This is a genomic window from Streptomyces sp. NPDC093221 (assembly GCF_044753885.1).
Lineage (GTDB): Bacteria > Actinomycetota > Actinomycetes > Streptomycetales > Streptomycetaceae > Actinacidiphila.
Window position 1 is genome coordinate 261023 of sequence record NZ_JBIVOA010000002.1, and the last position, 15614, is coordinate 276636.

Annotated in this window: 12 protein-coding genes; 5 read left to right on the top strand and 7 right to left on the bottom strand. The window is 72.3% G+C overall.

The genetic code is table 11. The annotated features are described in order from the left end of the window. Window positions 1-63 precede the first annotated feature (63 nt). The gene (locus ACIQCJ_RS07320) at window positions 64-213 is read left to right on the top strand and encodes a hypothetical protein (RefSeq protein WP_402710938.1); all 150 of its coding nucleotides are present in this window, start codon (window positions 64-66) and stop codon (window positions 211-213) included. Here ACIQCJ_RS07320 and ACIQCJ_RS07325 read toward each other — a convergent pair. The 5 genes from ACIQCJ_RS07325 to ACIQCJ_RS07345 all read right to left on the bottom strand — a co-directional run bounded on the left by ACIQCJ_RS07325 (window position 192) and on the right by ACIQCJ_RS07345 (window position 7753). Next, complete coding sequence (locus ACIQCJ_RS07325) at window positions 192-3905, bottom strand: CHAT domain-containing protein (protein WP_402710939.1); 3714 nt, start codon at window positions 3903-3905, stop codon at window positions 192-194. The two genes, ACIQCJ_RS07320 and ACIQCJ_RS07325, sit on opposite strands and share 22 nt — an antisense overlap. Before the next feature lie 182 nt (window positions 3906-4087). Then, window positions 4088-5224, bottom strand: coding sequence for an OmpA family protein (locus ACIQCJ_RS07330; RefSeq protein WP_402710940.1), 1137 nt, complete (start codon window positions 5222-5224; stop codon window positions 4088-4090). A gap of 340 nt (window positions 5225-5564) precedes the next feature. Continuing rightward, window positions 5565-6461 (bottom strand): hypothetical protein, encoded by an 897-nt coding sequence (locus ACIQCJ_RS07335; protein ID WP_402710941.1) that lies wholly within the window; start codon window positions 6459-6461, stop codon window positions 5565-5567. Continuing rightward, entirely contained in the window at window positions 6458-6967 is a 510-nt protein-coding gene (locus ACIQCJ_RS07340) for a hypothetical protein (protein WP_402710942.1), read from the bottom strand. The genes ACIQCJ_RS07335 and ACIQCJ_RS07340 overlap by 4 nt, the downstream gene beginning before the upstream one ends. A gap of 84 nt (window positions 6968-7051) precedes the next feature. Beyond that, window positions 7052-7753 carry a hypothetical protein gene (locus ACIQCJ_RS07345; RefSeq protein WP_402710943.1) on the bottom strand — a complete coding sequence of 234 codons (702 nt, stop codon included), beginning with the start codon at window positions 7751-7753 and terminating at the stop codon, window positions 7052-7054. 235 nt (window positions 7754-7988) lie between these two features. On the opposite strand from ACIQCJ_RS07345, the gene ACIQCJ_RS07350 reads away from it, so the two are divergent. Further along, window positions 7989-10028: a hypothetical protein gene (locus tag ACIQCJ_RS07350; RefSeq protein ID WP_391044703.1), complete on the top strand. Its 2040-nt coding sequence runs from the start codon at window positions 7989-7991 to the stop codon at window positions 10026-10028. A gap of 161 nt (window positions 10029-10189) precedes the next feature. On the opposite strand, the gene ACIQCJ_RS07355 is transcribed toward ACIQCJ_RS07350, so the two are convergent. After that, entirely contained in the window at window positions 10190-11209 is a 1020-nt protein-coding gene (locus ACIQCJ_RS07355; RefSeq protein WP_391044700.1) for an aldo/keto reductase, read from the bottom strand. Between the two features lie 190 nt (window positions 11210-11399). Here ACIQCJ_RS07355 and ACIQCJ_RS07360 point away from each other — a divergent pair, with 190 nt between their 5' ends. Continuing rightward, complete coding sequence (locus ACIQCJ_RS07360; RefSeq protein ID WP_402711269.1) at window positions 11400-12011, top strand: TetR/AcrR family transcriptional regulator; 612 nt, start codon at window positions 11400-11402, stop codon at window positions 12009-12011. 108 nt (window positions 12012-12119) lie between these two features. Here the strand turns inward: ACIQCJ_RS07360 and ACIQCJ_RS07365 are convergent, their stop codons facing one another. Next, window positions 12120-12941: a class II fructose-bisphosphate aldolase gene (locus ACIQCJ_RS07365; RefSeq protein WP_401722801.1), complete on the bottom strand. Its 822-nt coding sequence runs from the start codon at window positions 12939-12941 to the stop codon at window positions 12120-12122. A gap of 252 nt (window positions 12942-13193) precedes the next feature. Here ACIQCJ_RS07365 and ACIQCJ_RS07370 point away from each other — a divergent pair, with 252 nt between their 5' ends. Next, window positions 13194-13982: a DeoR/GlpR family DNA-binding transcription regulator gene (locus tag ACIQCJ_RS07370; RefSeq protein WP_188283080.1), complete on the top strand. Its 789-nt coding sequence runs from the start codon at window positions 13194-13196 to the stop codon at window positions 13980-13982. A gap of 65 nt (window positions 13983-14047) precedes the next feature. After that, the gene (locus ACIQCJ_RS07375) at window positions 14048-15442 is read left to right on the top strand and encodes an HNH endonuclease (protein WP_402710944.1); all 1395 of its coding nucleotides are present in this window, start codon (window positions 14048-14050) and stop codon (window positions 15440-15442) included. The last annotated feature ends 172 nt before the right edge of the window (window positions 15443-15614 follow it).

Genomic DNA, 15614 nt, shown 5'->3' on the forward strand with positions numbered 1-15614 from the left:
CTCGAACCTGGCCGTCCTTCCGATCCGTCGTGCTCCGTCCGAGGTACCCATCACTGCCTCCTGTTGATCTTGCTGATCCTGGAAGTGCTGCCGGTCCTGGAAGTGCTGCCGGTCCTGGTGGCGCTGCCGGTCCTGGTGGCGCTGTCGGTCCTGTCGACCGTCGTCATCGGCGGCCGGAAAGGCGTACTGCCTCACCGGCCGGTGTGGATGTAGGGCGCCCACGCCGCCGGTGAGGCGGCGTGGCGAGCGCGAAGTTCGCGTACCACCCCGTGCAGGGCGACGGCGCAGTCGCCCACGTCGATGCCGCCGCCGTAGCGCCGCAGCGAGCGGTACAGCCGACGGGCGAGGCCGGCCGAGACCAGGTCCGCCGCCTCCCACAGTGAGCCGATCACCTGGGGGTATCCCGCGGTCAGGAACGCCGACGTCAGGTGAATCGCCTCGTCCGGGAGCCGGTCGGTCCGCGAGGTGTTGCAGGCGAGCAGCACGGCGAGCTGGGCGTACGGCAGTTCGTGGCGGTTGACGGCCCGCACCTCAAGGGGTCCGTCGGCCAGCAGCAGGTGGCTCTTCGACGGGTTGTCGGGGTCGCTCACACCGTGACAGGCGAAGTGCACCGTGGACGCCGACGGCAGTGCGGCCAGCACCCCGTCGACCGTGGCGTCGGCGTCCGCGATCACCCGCAGTCCGGCCAGCGCGCCGGCCGCGGCGGAGATCTCCGCCGCGGCCGCCCCGGAGCCGCCGTCCGTACCGGTGGCGCGGCCCACCGCGAGGTGCCGGGCGGCGCCCTGCGCCGCGGGGCGACGTTCCAGTCGGGCGTGCCGCAGCGCCCTGATGCTGGGCGTGTAGGAGGAGGCGACCCGGTCGAGCACGGAACGGCGCTCCCCCAGGTCCGCCTTGCGCTGGTAGCCGGCGGCGTGCAGCGGCAGATGCGCCAGCGGGCCGGAGGCGGACCACCACAGCCGAGGGACAGCGTGTCTCGGCGTCCCGTCCGGGATCGGCTCGGTGAGGCCGGCCGCCCGCAGCACCGGTTCCGCGACCTTGTCCCACAGCCACTCAAGGGTCCGGAAGATGGTCTCGGCCGCCGCGGCGCGCACGTCCTTCGGGCTGTCCAGATCCACGGCGACCGCGGCAAGGAAGTCCCGGGCCGTGTGGGCCAGCAGTCCTTCGGTCACGTCGAGTGTCACGGTCCTGATGCCCCGGGACGTGACCACCAGCGCGTCACATCGCAGCCGGTCAATGTTGATCAGCACGATGGGCCCCTGTACCGCCTCCGCCTGCATCTGCATCGCGGTCGGCGGCAGCAGGAAACTGCCGAAGCCGGGGTGGGACCGGATGTCACGGAGGAGCAGCCGCCACTGCTCGGCCGCCCGGTGCTGCGCCCGTACGCCCGAGGTCTCGTCCCGCGACGCGATGTCATCGGCCTCCCGCATCCGCCCGGCGAGGTCGGTGAAGCGCGCGGCGAGCCGCGGATGAGCCTCTGCGAGGTCGGACACGTCGCCGCGCGCCTCCAGGTCCTGGCTCATGAGGACGGCACGGCCTTGTTCCAGCAGCGCGGCCGCCTGTTCGGTCCGGCCGGCTGCGAGCGCCACCGCGCACCCGGTTCGGGTCAGGCTGGTGCCCGTCGAACTGTCCTGGGACGGCCCTTGGAGGGCAGTGTGCACGGCGCGCTGGCGATCGTCGCGGTGCAGCGCCCGCGAGGTGAGCAGCGGCAGCATCTCCAGCGCGACGGCCGCGGCGTCCGCGGCCCGTGCCCAGTCCCCGAGCTCCACCCGGCGGCCGAGCGCGACGCGCGCGTTCTCGAATCTCACCGCTGGGGGCAGCTTGGCCTCTGCCTCAGGCTGCCACCGCACCTCGGCTTCCTCGACCCCGATCAGGTCTCCGCGGAGGTCGTGGTCGGCCATCACCACCAGGTCGGTGATCGTACGCAGCGTCGGCCGCAGGCGTTCACGCTGCTCCGCCATGCTGCCCCAGTGGCCGGGGGCGTCCGGGAGCGCCTCCAACGTGCGGGCCACCTTCCGCACCAGCCCGACCGCCTCCTTCGACATGTCCGGGTCGCGGCGGAGCATCGAGACCCCGGCGAGGGCCTTGGCGTAGAACATCGCGCAGGCGACCCACTGCGGTGACTCGGGGCGGACGTGGTCCACGGCCCACCGCAGGCCGTCGCAGGCCCGGAGCATCGTCGCGGCGTCGCCGCGGAGCGAACCGTACGCCTGCCGGTGCTCCTCGACCGCGCACAGCAGTTCGATATAGCGGGAGCTGGTGGCCGGGAGGGTGGCGAGTACGTCGTCGCCGGCCCGCACAGCCCGCTCCAGGTCCGCGGCGTCCCTACTGATGAGGTACTTCGCGGCCCACACCTGGAGCAGGGCCGCGGCCGTCCATCCCCGGCGGCCGGCACTGAGTCCTGGTTCGGCCAGCCTGGCGAGCAACTGCTTCTCGGCGAGCGCCAGTCGGCGCGGGTCCGACGGAGACGTGTCGACCCCGACGAGACTGCGGAGGACCGCTTCCGCGTCTGGTGGCAGACCCGTCAGGTCGGACTCCAGAGCAGGGTCGCAGACGAGGCCGGGCGCGGGCGCCGGGCAGGGCGGCCAGTGCGGTGAGGTGGAGGACGCGGGTCCCCCGTCGCCGCCCGGTGCGCGTTCGCGGTCCGGCCCGCGGGGTGTTCGCGCCTCCGGGTCCGGAGCACCGCCGAAGGAGGCCATCTCCTCCGGTCCTGCGCCCGGTGACCGGTAACCGGGGCTGCGTGGCGGTTCGTACAACCGGATCGGCGGCAGCGGGGGAAAGGTCAGGAGTGGACCCATCCACGGCCGCACGAGGCGGAGAAGACCTCCCGACTTGAACGGGAGCATTCCCATCAGCCGCACCATCTCGGCGGTCGCGGCGCGCTTCTGGGCGATATGCGGAAGCAGCGGGTCGCCCGGCCGCAGGTCCCGCTGCAACATCGCCCACAGCTCGTCCGACCTGGCGACGTCCCGCCGGGATCCGCTGAGGACGGCGCGCGCGGCCAGCAAGGACGCCATGTTGACCGCGTAGACGCCGCCGTCGTCCGGTGGGCCGTCGGCCCGGAACGCCTCCATGTGCGCGATGGCCTCGTCGGCCGTCTTGAGGTCGAGTTCGTAGGTCAGTACGGACATCAGGGCTATCGCCAGCAAGAGGTGCACCGGGGCGGCCTCGTGGGGCCGATAGTCCGTGCCGTGGACCCGCGCGTGCTCCACGCCCGCCAGCGCCAGTCGGCCGGCGGTGACCGCGAAGGCGGCCGAGGCGCGGTCCTTCGGGTCCGCACGGAATCTGACGACGGCGGCGTGTGCGGCCGTGCGCCCGACCAGTTCCGCCTCCAGGTGGTCGGGCGTGACGGCGTCGTGGGCGGCTCGGGCGAGCCGCCACATCTCGGGGAGCGCCGACTCGTCGCCGGACTCGTACCGGAAGCACGCGGACTGGGCGAGCCGTACCAACAGGCAGCAGCGTGCGATGTCGTCCCACGGGAGCGAGTCCGCCAGCCGGGCCGCCGCCGACTCGATGGGCAGGACCGGCTGGAAGTGCCGGGGCAGCGGCAGTTCGGGGTAGGTGGCGGCGACCCTTACCGGGTCGTCGGCCGTACGCCCCTGCTTCTGCGCGCCGAGATGGTGCTGAACGTCGCGCGACAACCGGTAGTCGCCGAAGCGGAACGACAGGGTGCGCTCGGCCAGCCACAGGTGCAACACCCACGCAGGCCGCCCGGGATCGTCCCGCGCGCCGGTGTCCAGCGCGAACTCCAGCAGCGCCGCGGCGGCCACCGCCGCGTCGCGGCCGCCGCTCGACCAGGAGGACAGCAGCAGTCCGTCGGCGGCGGACAGCCAGCTCCGCGGGTCGGCGCGGACCGCGCCGACCCGGCGTTCGATGTCGGACGACCAGGACGCTTCACAGCGTCGCATCACGCGGTCCACGACTGCTCTCATATCCGGCATGTCGAGTCCTCTCTGAAGGGTGGGACGGTCGGGACTTGCGGGTCGGCCGCGCGGCACGTGGCGATCGGCGGGCCGCGGGGTGGGGCGGTCGGCTGCCGACGAGCGCGCGCCCGGACGGGCGGTCATGTCCGAGCGCGCGCCCGGACGGTTCAGCAGACGAGGTCCAGGACGACGGAGCGGTTGCGTTCGGCGGGGCCGGGCAGCAACCGGCCTTCGCTGTCGAGGTCTTGGACGTGGCCCGGCCACCGCGTGCCGACTCCCCGCAGCGTGATGTCGTGGGCGGGCACACCGAGCGAGACGAGGACGTCGCGGACCGCTGTTGCGCGGTCGAGCGACAGTCGCGTACGGCCATCGGCCGTTCCCGCGGACGCCGTCGTACCGATGAGCCGGATCTTCGCGTGGTGGGCCACGGCCCAGTCGGCGAGTTCCCTCAGGGCGGCGGCGGCAGCAGGCCGGTCGCGCAGTACCGACGTGTCGGGCAGGAATCCGACACTGCCGCTGTTCCGCAGCACGTGGTTCCCGCAGGAGGGCGGATACGTTTCCAGGGGACGCACCGTGACGACGGACACGGCGGGGGTGTGCGGTACGGCGGCACCCGTCGCCGGCACGGGGTCGGCCGCGACGCACTCGGCCCCCGCCTCGACGGCGATCGCCTTCCATATGGCGACGAGGTTCTTGTGCTCCGGGAGCGGCAGTCTGACCTGCGGCGGCGCCGTGTCGCCGACGCCGCTGAAGAGGACGGAGATACCGGTGAGCTGCGGGAGCGAGCCCTGCCTCTTCAGGAAGTCGGCGACATCGGTGGCCTGGGCGTCCAGCACGCCGTCACGGCGGAAGTCCAGTGGCGCGACAGTCTGAAGCCCGGAGTCGGCCACCACGACCGTGCCGCCCGGACCGACGTTCCCCGCGGCCTCGGCCAGCGCCGCGAGCAGGTCGGCCTCGGGACGGCCGGCTTTCATGCGGTGGATCGTGTTCGTCAGCGACTTCACGAATGTGTCGTGGTCTTTGGCGCTGCGGGAACCGTTCTTGCCCGTGTCCTCGAAGGCCCCGCGGAATTCCACGTCGGGTGCGCCGTCCACTCCGACCACGGAGATCAGCTGACCCCCGTCGATCGCGGTATCCACCAGTGAGAGCGCGGCGGGTGTCAGCCGGGGCGCGGGTGTGTTGGCTCGGGCGCCGAGGACGAGGGCGACGCGGCCTCGGCCGGTGGCGCACGCGGCGGCCTGCTCCCGCTGCTCCGACGCGCTGTTCTTGGCCGGGTGACCGCAGCCGGATGCCGCAAGCGCCACGGCACCCAGCAGGCAGAGAGCGGTGAGTCCGCGGAGAAGGGATCGTAATCTCGGTGATGCCATGGTGTGTGCTCCAGGAGTTCGAATCGATCGACGGCGCGGGGCCAGGTTCAATGAGCCCGGCCGCCCGGAGGCGTCCGGGCGACCGGATGACGAGCGGGAAGTGGCGGGACGCTGCGCAGACGTCAGGGGCTGGTCCAGTGCCGGCCGCACGACGGGCAGCGCAGGCCCAGACGGCAGTTCGAGCAGTCCGGACACGGCAGCAGACGACGGGCGCAGTGGGGGCAGAACTCGGGCCGGGGAGCGGGCGGCCGCATCGGGAACGGGCGCGGCTGCGGGCTCACGCCGCCGCCCCTTGGCCGTTCTCCTCATCGGGCTCGTCGGACTCCCCCGGTCCGTCGGCCCGATCGGCGGCGCGCAGGTCGGGGCCCTTCCAACCGCCGGGGACGAGCCGGTCCCCTGAGTCGGTGAGTCCGTCGGTGGCCGCCGGGTCAGCGATGTGCACGGCCATCAGGAACCGGGCGTAGTGCTTCAGGTCGTCGGCCCAGCCGAGGCATTGCCCGGTAGCCACCTCCCAGCGCCGGTGGTCGCGCTCGCGCTCGGCCAGCTCCTGCTGGTGGCGGTGGACGGCACGGACATGGCGTGGCGTCAGCCGCTGCACCTCCTGCCGGGCGGCCGCACGGTGTGCCAGGGCCATTCGGTACGCCGTGGCCAGCGGATTGTGGGCGAGGTACGCCGTGACCGCCGCCAGCAGGCCGCCGGCCAGGTAAAGGCCGAGGAACAGCAGGGCCGTGCCGAGATTGGCGCTGCCGGTCAAGTCGTCGGCGGGCGCCCCCGCGGTGCTCGGGAGACCGAGGGTCTCGAGCCCGCTGCCCCCCGACGTGGCGGGCGTGTTGGTGGCGCGGACGAAGAAGCACACGGCGCCCATGAACAGCCAGACCATCGTCAGCACCACCGCGAGAGCACCCACGGCCGGCGTGGACCGCTCCACGAACCTGCGGGCGAGTACACCCACCTGGTGGCTCACAGCCAGCGCCAGGCCGGTGAACCCGAGGACAAGCGGAATGATCATCCACCCGGCCTCGTTCACCAACAGGCCGACGACTTGGTAGAAGGCGATCCCGTCTGCCCCCACCGCCAGCACCAGCGCGAGGTAGGGGTAGTAGTGCCTGGTTCTGCCGACGACCAGATCAGGGTCGGCGAACGGCATGTGACCGGGCGGGACGGTTCTGCTCATGGGGTCGGTCCTCCTTGCGGGGGCGGGGTGGGTTCAGCGGGCGACGCGGCCTCGGCAGGCCCGGCGGGCGACACGCTCACAGTGGCGGGCGGGGAGAGACGGGCACGGAACGCGCTCAGGTCGCTCTCGGCCCGGCTGAGGTCGTCCTGGGCGTGGTCGAGTGCCGTCTGCGCGTCCGAGAGCTCCTCGGCGGCCACGCCGATCAGGTGGTCGCAGACCGCCTCGCGGAGCTTGTGCTCGGATTCGAGCCGGGTGACCCACTGGACCGTCCAGGCGTCGATGAGGTTGTCCAGCGCGGCCCCCGTACCGGCGTCGATGGCGTTGGGGGCGAGTTCGCCGACGAGTTGGCGCACGGTCTCCTCGGCGGTGCCGAGATCGGCCGGTGGCGCCATCCGGTAGAGCGCCGGAATGGTCCAGCTCGGGTCGCCGTCGACCACGGTCGAAAACGTCGGCTCGGGCTGTTCGGGCGGGCGCTTGGTCTTACGGCGGAGAAAGGGAAGGTCCACGGAGGGTCCTCTCGGGGCGGGTGTTCACGGGTCCGTCGGTGGTTGGGCCGTATAGGGAACGGCCGTTCACGAGTCCGGCGGGATTCAGCCGAGTTCGGGACGGTGGCCCGCAACCCAGGCGGGCAGCTCGGGACCGCCGTACTTGGCCTCACCGTTGATCCGGGCACCGTCCGCGTGTCGCCGGACCAACTGCCGGTCGTAGGCCATGACACGGCGCATGGCCTGCTCGTGCAGGTAGACCGCGCGTGCCGCGGCGGCTTCCCGCCGCACCGCGATACGGGCCTCGACCGTGTGCAGTTCGACGGTCAGTGCGGCAGCACGCCCGGCGGCCTGTTCGGCGGCGGAGCGCAGGTCGGCGAGCCGGCGCGACCATTCGCGCGCCCGGCGGGCGCGCACCACCGCCTCGGCGGTCTTGTGCTCGCCGCCGCGCCGCCGGTTCTGCTCTTCCTCGCTCAGGGGGCCGGCCGACTCGGCGACGGCTGCTTCGGCCTCGGCGGCGAGCCGTTCGGCCTCCTGTACGCGGGCCCGGAGGACCAGCGCCCGGCCCCGGTCCTCGGCGGTCTCCCTGAGGCAGAGGATCCATTCGGCCTGCTGACCAGCGGCGGCTCCGCGACCGAGGAACTCGGGCGTCGGGGTGCCGCCGACGCCGCTCTCGCCGAGCGCGGGCAGTCCGGCCTTCGCGTCGCGGTTGGCATGGTGCCGGTCCACCAGGCGCAGGTGGATCGCATAGCGCCGGGGCTTGGGCAGGGGTGCGGGCTTGGTACGGCCGTTGAGGCGAGGGGACATCTGGGGCCTCCCGTGGGCTTGGCAGGCACCGCGAAGCGGTGCGACGGACGGGAGGGACGCCCTGTGCACCCTCGCAAGTCCATCGACATGAAGCGTCTCTTCTTGTCTAACCAGAGTCAACTCTGTTTGTGAATATTCTCTACTTCAAGAGCAAAAGTTATCTGGGGTTTACAGATCGCTACAAGCCAGTACTCTCGTGACGTGCACTGACCTGCGATTAGAGGAGAGACGGCCAGTGATCCTCAAAGCCCAGATCCCCCCCATCCCGGAGAGCCGGGGCCGGCAGATGCCGGCCCGGCTCGCCCGCAAGGTGGGACCGCTCTTCGGAGTCGCCTGGGACGGCGCCCCGGGCGGCATGCATTCCTGGTGCTGCGACTACGCGCAGGTGACGCTCGCCGAGATCATGCGCGGCGCCCCGCGCCCCGCGAAGCCGTCCGAACTGGGGGACCACACCGACCGCGGACTGCCGGACAGCGAGGTGACCAAGGCGGGGCACACTCCGATCGCCAACGCCACGGCGTCGCGCTACGGCCCCGACACCAAGGCCGCGTTCGTCCTCATCGGCACCAATGTGCTGCTGGCGCCGGTCACCGAAGCCCTCGGTCGGGCGCTCGACGAGATTCCCGTCGAGGACCCGCACCTGCTCATCGGCGCCTTCGCGTACAGCCTGCTCGAAGTCTTCCGCTCGGAGCCGATCCTGCTTGTCGCCGCGCTCCAGGCGCAGGGCGTGCAGCACGCGTTGGGCGCCCTGGACGCCCCGGTCCGGAGCGAGGGCGTGCGGAGCCTCGCCTCCCACGAGTACGGTCCGATCCGGGCGCGGTACGACGCCGATCACGCGCCGCTCGGTCTGGACCTCGTGGAAAAGTTGGCGACGGTCCTGTGCGCGCGCCTGCGCCCCAGGGAGTCGAACGAGGTCGGCATGAACGAGCCGCTGCCGGGCGGGAGCGCCCGCGACCGCTTGCGCCGCACCGTCGTGGGCATGGCGCAGGCCACGCTCTTCGACCTCTCCGCGGTCACGGACGACGCCGCGGTGCGCATCGTGGACAACAAGAAGGGCCGCAGGGCTGAGCTCCATCTGCACACCGAGGTACGGGTGCGGCGCTTCGCGCAGGCGGTGCTCCCCCACGTCGAGCTGCCACCACAGGAGACCCCCGCCCGGATGGCGGACAAGCTCAGCTTGCTCCAGTCCGTGATCGAGGAGACCCCGTCCGGTCCCGATCTCGACGTCAAGGCCGCCCTGACCGTGCGACAGGGCCTGGTGACGGCGACGCTGGCGCTCTTCGAGGACCGGGACGAGTCGACCCGGCACGTACGGGCCCGCATGCTGGAACAGTTCGCCGACCGGGTCCGCGAACTGTTCGGCGCGGACTCCCCCGAGTTCCTGTTGGAGCGGCTGCACGCGCTGGCCGATCTCGTGCAGTTCCCCGCCGCGCAGGACGAGGACCCGTCACACCCGCAGATCGTCACCCGGCGGGCGGGGTGGCTGCGCGAGGGCGTCGCGCTGGCGAAGACGCTGATGGGCCGGGTCAGCGGGGGCAGCGTGGACGGCGGATACCTCGCCACCCGCCTCGACGACCTGCTGGTCGGCGTGAACCAGTTGCGCAAGGCGCAGTATGAGGCTCACGTCACCGGGCTTCCCGACGCGGAGCAGATCACGAGAGAGCTCATCCCGCTCTGGGACGACTGCATCGAACTGCTCACCTGCTTCTTCGAGAACGGCAGCCCGCGCTACTACGTGCGGCTGCACAACTACTGCGCCTTCCTCGTCGGGGCGGGCTCGAACGTCGAGATGCGCGAAGAGGGCCTGGAGCTGTACGACAACGAGGTGATCCCGGTCCGCCGCCGGATGAACGAGTTGGGCACCGCGTTCACCTCCCTGCGCAACGTCCTCCAGGTAGCGATGCGCGGGCACGTCTCGCTGGCCCGGGACCTTGACGACCCGCAGCGCTCGCGCGAGCACCTGGCGGCCGCCCGGACGTACGCCGCGGAGATCCGGGCCAACACCGACGAGGTGGACCGACTGCTGGAGTACGCGGGCGAGCGGGCGACCGGGTTCGTCATGGCGCTGAGCCTGGCGAACTGCTTCCTGACCTCGGCGGAGTACGCGCTACCGGACGATAGGGCGGACCGCGCCAGGTGGGCCGAGCAGGCCGCGGAGCTGATGGCCGTCGCGGCACCGTACGTCTCCGGCGGCCAGAGGAACCGCGCAGACCGCAGAAGGGAGTTCGAGAACCTCGGCAGCCGACTGCGCGCCCTCGACAGCGCCGCCGCGTGAGACACGCGGCGGGCATGAACCGCGCCGGCGAGGAGTACGGGGACCGGTCGCAGCCGGCCCCGTGACAAAGAGCACCGCGCACACGTCGACGACCGTCGATACCCCCGCCGCACGGGTCTGGCCCCGCAATACGGTGCGCGTTCCCGCCGCGGCCCGCTGAGTCAGCGGCGGCGGAGGGAGGGGTCGAGGAGGGCGGGCGGGGTGTCGAACTTCTCCTGGGGGGCGAGGTCGGTGCCGGGCGGGACGATGGCGTCGAGGGCGTCCAGGACGTCGGCGGAGAGCACGGTGTCGGCGGCGGCGAGCTGCGAGTGCAGGTGGTCCAGGGTGCGGGGGCCGATGATCGCGCTGGTCACGGCGGGGTGCGCGGTGACGAAGCCGAGCGCGAGCTGGATCATCGTCAGGCCGGCGTCGTCGGCGACGCGGGCGATCCGCTCGACGGCGTCGAGCCTGGCCCGGTTGGACGGGACGGTCAGGTCGAAGCGCTCCGGGAGGTGGGCGGAGCGGTTGGTGGTGATGTCGCGGCCCTCGCGGACCGCGCCCGACAGCCAGCCGGAGGCCAGCGGGCTCCAGGCGAGCACGCCGAGCCCGTACTCCTCGGTCACCGGCAGGACATGGGTCTCGATGCCGCGCTGGAGGATCGAGTAGCTGGGCTGCTCGGTGACGTAGCGGGCCAGGTGCTGCTCGCGGGCGGCCCACTGCGCCTGCACGATGCGGTACGCGGGGAAGGTCGAGGAGCCGAAGTAGCGGATCTTTCCCGCGCGTTGGAGGTCGGTGAGGGCCGACAGCGTCTCCTCGTCGCTGGTGCGCGGGTCCCAGCGGTGCATCTGGTAGAGGTCCACGTGGTCGACGCCGAGGCGGCGCAGGCTGTTGTCCAGTTCGGTGACCAGCCAACGGCGCGAGCTGCCCCGGTGGTTGCGCTCGTCGTCCATCGGCATGGTCGCCTTGGTGGCCAGCACGATGTCGTCGCGGCGCCCGGCGATGGCCTTGCCGACCATCTCCTCCGAGTCGCCGTGCCCGTACATGTCGGCGGTGTCGATGACGTTGATCCCGGCTTCGAGGGCGGCGTCCACGATGGCGGTCGCCTCGTCCTGCGTGGTGCGGCCGATCGCGCCGAAGTTCATCGCGCCCAGCGCGAGGGTGCTGACCTGCACGCCGGTGCGGCCCAAAGTGCGGTACTGCATGAGTGGATTCCTCCGTGCTCTGGCATCATGAGATAAACGGAACATTGTTCCGCCACAAACGACGATACGGAACGACGTTCCGGATAGCAAGCGCGACTGCCGGGGACACGGGACGGAGGACGGTGCGGTGAACGACGGAGAAGGCGGCGTGGGCACGGGAAGCGGTACGGGCGTGCGGGGCGGTGCGAACGTGCGGGGCGGCGCGGACGGCAGGAGCGGCGCGGCAGGCGGCGCGGGCGCGGCCCCCCGGCCCAAGCGTGCGGACGCCCGGCGCAACAAGGAGGCCCTGCTCGACGCGGCGGCGGCCGTCTTCGTGACGTCAGGCGTCGAGGCGCCGGTACGGGACATCGCCGCCGAGGCGGGCGTCGGCACCGGCACGATCTACCGGCACTTCCCGACCCGCGCCGACCTCATCATCGCCGTCTACCGGCACCAGGTCGACGCCTGCGCCGAGGCCGGTCCCGCGCTGCTGGCGGCCGACCCGTCCCCGTACGCCGCCCTCGGGCAGTGGATCGACCTCTTCGTGGACTTCCTGGTCACCAAGCACGGGCTGGCGGGCGTGCTGCACTCCGACGAGGCCGGGTTCGACGCGCTGCACGCGTACTTCCTCGACCGGCTCGTGCCCGTGTGCACCCGGCTGCTCGACGCCGCCGTCGCCGCCGGCGAGATCCGCTCGGACGTCGAGGCGCGCGTGCTCATGCGGGGCGTCGGGAATCTCTGCATCGGGGCGGACAGCGATCCGGAGTACGACGCGCGGCGCCTGGCCGGTGTCCTCGTCGCCGGACTGCGGCTGCTGCCGTAACGGTTCCCGCCGCCGCTCTCAGCGCCCCAGACCGCCCGAAGCGTCACGCACGCCCCCGCCCGGAAGCCTCACGCCCTCCTCACGCCCCGCCCGAAGCCTCACGCCCCCTCACGCCCCCGCCGGAAGGCGGCTGTCCAGCGCCCGGATGAACCCGGCGACGGTCGCGGTCATGGCGCGCCGCCCCTCGCGGAGATAGACGCGGGGGTCGGTGATGTCGTCCACGGCGAGGCGGGCGCGGACGGCGCCGGTCATGGCGATGTCGAGCCCGGTTCCGACAGTGACCTTGCTGATCCCCTCGGCGGCGGCGAGGCCGAGTTCACCGGCGGTGGCGCCCGCCGTGTCGCGCAGGACGAGGGGGACGTCGAGGGCGGTACGCAGCCGGGCCAGCAGTCGGCGGTCCGGGCGCGCGCCGAGCGGGACGGTCAGGGCGTCGACTCCCGTCGCGGCGACGAAGGCGCGGGCCGCGGCCGGGCCGCCGCCCGGCTCGGGACCGGTCGCGGCGCCCGCGGGGACGGCCGCCGCGTCGGCCTCGATCCACAGATTCTGCTCGTGCGCCCACTGCGCGGCGTCGCGCGTCACCGCCACGTTCTCCGCGTACGGCAGGCGCGCCGCGTCGTACATGATCGAGCTGAAGCCGCAGTGCGCGGCCTGGGCGAGGAGCGCCGTCCTGCGCACCCGGTCCAGATGCAGCGCGACCGGTACGGCGGCGGCCCGCGCGGTCTCCGCGGCGGCGCGGGCGAGCGGCAGCAGGCGCCCGTCGTAGTACTGCACCACGCTCTCGCTGACCTGGATGATCACCGGGGAGCCGACCGACTCCGCGCCTTCGACGACGGCTTGTACGTGTTCGAGGGTGATCGCGTCGAAGGCCGCGATGGCGCGGTGCTCGACCGCTGCGGCGGTGATCAGCGCGCGGGCGGCTGCAAGAGGCATGGGTTCTCCCGACGGTGCTTGCGCGAGGATGCTTGTATTTGCACCTTACTCCGCACAATCGAACACTTTCAAGCATTCCTGGTGCGCGCAGTCCGCACGGCCGTGGGGTCCGCGCGCGTGTGCCACGCTGGTGCGCGCACGATCACGCCGAACCGGTCGAGCCGAGCCCGATCAGCCGCGCACGGTCAAGCCGAACCGGCCAAACCACGCACGATCATGCCGAGGACGATCACGTCACGGAGGAGAACGCCTGTGTCCAGGGACGCCCGGTGGACCGCACTGCTGGATCTGCTGGCCGAGCACGGCCGCGTGGAGGTGGAGGAGGTCGCGACCACGCTCGACGTCTCCACCGCCACCATCCGCCGCGACCTGGACCAGCTCGCCGAGCAGCAGATGCTCACCCGCACCCGCGGCGGGGCCGTCGCGCACGGCGTCTCGTACGAGCTGCCGCTGCGCTACAAGACGGCCAGGCACGCCTCCCAGAAGCAGCGCATCGGCAGGACGGCCGCCTCCCTCGTCGCCCTCGGCGACGTCGTCGGCCTCACCGGCGGCACGACCACCACCGAGGTCGCCCGCGCGCTGGCCCTGCGCGGCGACGTCACCGCGGACGGCACCCGCCAGCCCGCCCTCACCGTCGTCACCAACGCCCTCAACATCGCCAACGAGCTCGTCATCCGGCCCCAGATCAAGATCGTCGTCACCGGCGGCGTCGCCCGCCCCCAGTCCTACGAACTCACCGGCCCCCTCGCCCGCGGCGTCCTCCAGGAGATCATCCTCGACATCGCCGTCCTCGGCATCGACGCCCTCGACCCCGCCCAGGGCGTCTACGCCCATCACGAGGACGAGGCCAGCATCAACCGCCTCCTCGCCGAACGCGCCCAACGCGTCGTCATCGCCGCCGACTCCTCCAAAATCGGCCGCCGCGCCTTCGCCCGCGTCTGCGGCCTCGAAACCATCGACACCCTCATCACCGACGAGGCCATCCCCCCGGAAACCGCCGCCGCCTTCGAAGAAGCCGGCATCACCGTCACCATCGCCTGACCCGGGCCCCGCCCCTGACCCCGCCAGGCCCGCCCGTGGCCGTTCGCACCCCTTACCCTTCCGCCATGGCACCGAGCGACGTCACCCGTACGGAGATCAGCCGGGCGATCGAGGAGTTCGACCGGCTCGGCCGCGACGCGTTCCTGCGGACGTACGGCTTCCGCCGCGCTTTGCGTTACTTCCTCCTGCACGACGGAAAGCGGTACGACTCCAAGGCGATCGTGGGCGTGGCCCACGGCTACCTCCCCGGCCGGCAGCCCCTCGCCCCGGCCGACTTCTCCGGCGGGCTGGCCGCCGCCGTCGGCGTGCTCCGCGCGCTCGGCTACACGGTGGTCGAAGCTCAAGCCGAGGCCGAGGCCGAGGTCGAGGCCGAAGTCGGGGCCGAAGCCGCGAGCGGGGCCGGGTCCGGGTCCGACGACAACGCCGTCCTGCTGGGCGCGTACGGCGAACTCGTCCGCCGCATAGGGCGGTTGAAGGTGAACAAGGCGCAAGGTGCCCCGCTGCTGTACCAGCCCATGACGCTGCTCTGGGCGCTCGGGCGGGCGGGGCGGGGGCGCGCGCGGGTGCTGCCGTGGAGCCGCGTCGAGGAGGAGCTGGGCGGGCTGCTCGAACGGCGCGGGACGCGGGGCGAGCGGGCGCGGGCCGACTATCCAGTGGCGGCGCTGTACCGCGCGGGGCTGTGGGAGCTGTCCGGCCACTCGGGCGCCGTACCGCCCGCGCACGGTGATGCGACGCTGGCGCGCTGGTTCGCCGAGCAGCAGCCGTCGGGCGGTCTGACCGAGGCCGTGTACGACCTGCTGCGCCGGTCGGGCGAGGCGCGGGCCGTCGTCGTCGACACGCTCGTGGACACGTACTACCAGGACGTCGACCCCGGCCCGCTCCTGCGGGAGGTCGGGCTCGATGACGACGAAGTCGACGTGCCCGACGAGACCCACGAGACCGAACGGTACGGAACCGGGCCGCATGAGGACCGTCAGCCATACCGGGACGGCCAGGTCGCCGAGGGGGCGGAACGCTTCACCCCCGACCCCGTTGTCCTCGCCGCCGGTTACGACCGGCTCTGCCGCGCCGCCGAGCACCACGAGAAGCGGCGCGGGACCGGCCGCGTGAGCACCACCACCGAGCGCTACGTCCGGTCGCGCGCGGCGCGTCAGGCCGTCCTCGAGCGCTGCCGCGGACTCTGCGAGAACCCCGGCTGCACGGGCCAGCCCGCGGACACGACACCGAGCGGCGCGGCCATAGTGGAGATCGACCACGTCGTCGACCTCCAGCTCGGCGGACGCGACCACCCGGGCAACATGGTCGCCCTGTGCCCGAACTGCCACGCGGTGAAGACCCGCGGGCGCGGGCGCGAGAAGCTGCGCGCCGTCCTCGCCGAAGAGGCCGGAAAGCGGCACGCGGCGACTCTCGCCCGTCGGCGCAGCCGCGGTCCTGGCGGTAGCACTGGGCGGGGGGACTGATCGGCGGTACGGGAAAGCGTCGTCGGGAACTACGCAGATTTAACCTCTCGGCTCCTTCTACGGCGGGGTCTACGCGCGTATCTTGAGCCGGATCGCTCATTCCGGCTCATGGTGATGTGCCGTCATGAGACGTGGAAACACGACGTATTCATCGCGTTCAACGCACCGCACG

Bases quoted from the DNA above. Each gene is read 5' to 3' on its own strand.
- ACIQCJ_RS07345 (WP_402710943.1), bottom strand. From the start codon at position 7,753: ATGTCCCCTCGCCTCAACGGCCGTACCAAGCCCGCACCCCTGCCCAAG.
- ACIQCJ_RS07335 (WP_402710941.1), bottom strand. From the start codon at position 6,461: ATGAGCAGAACCGTCCCGCCCGGTCACATGCCGTTCGCCGACCCTGAT.
- ACIQCJ_RS07355 (WP_391044700.1), bottom strand. From the start codon at position 11,209: ATGCAGTACCGCACTTTGGGCCGCACCGGCGTGCAGGTCAGCACCCTC.
- ACIQCJ_RS07375 (WP_402710944.1), top strand. From the start codon at position 14,048: ATGGCACCGAGCGACGTCACCCGTACGGAGATCAGCCGGGCGATCGAG.
- ACIQCJ_RS07325 (WP_402710939.1), bottom strand. From the start codon at position 3,905: ATGCGACGCTGTGAAGCGTCCTGGTCGTCCGACATCGAACGCCGGGTC.
- ACIQCJ_RS07365 (WP_401722801.1), bottom strand. From the start codon at position 12,941: ATGCCTCTTGCAGCCGCCCGCGCGCTGATCACCGCCGCAGCGGTCGAG.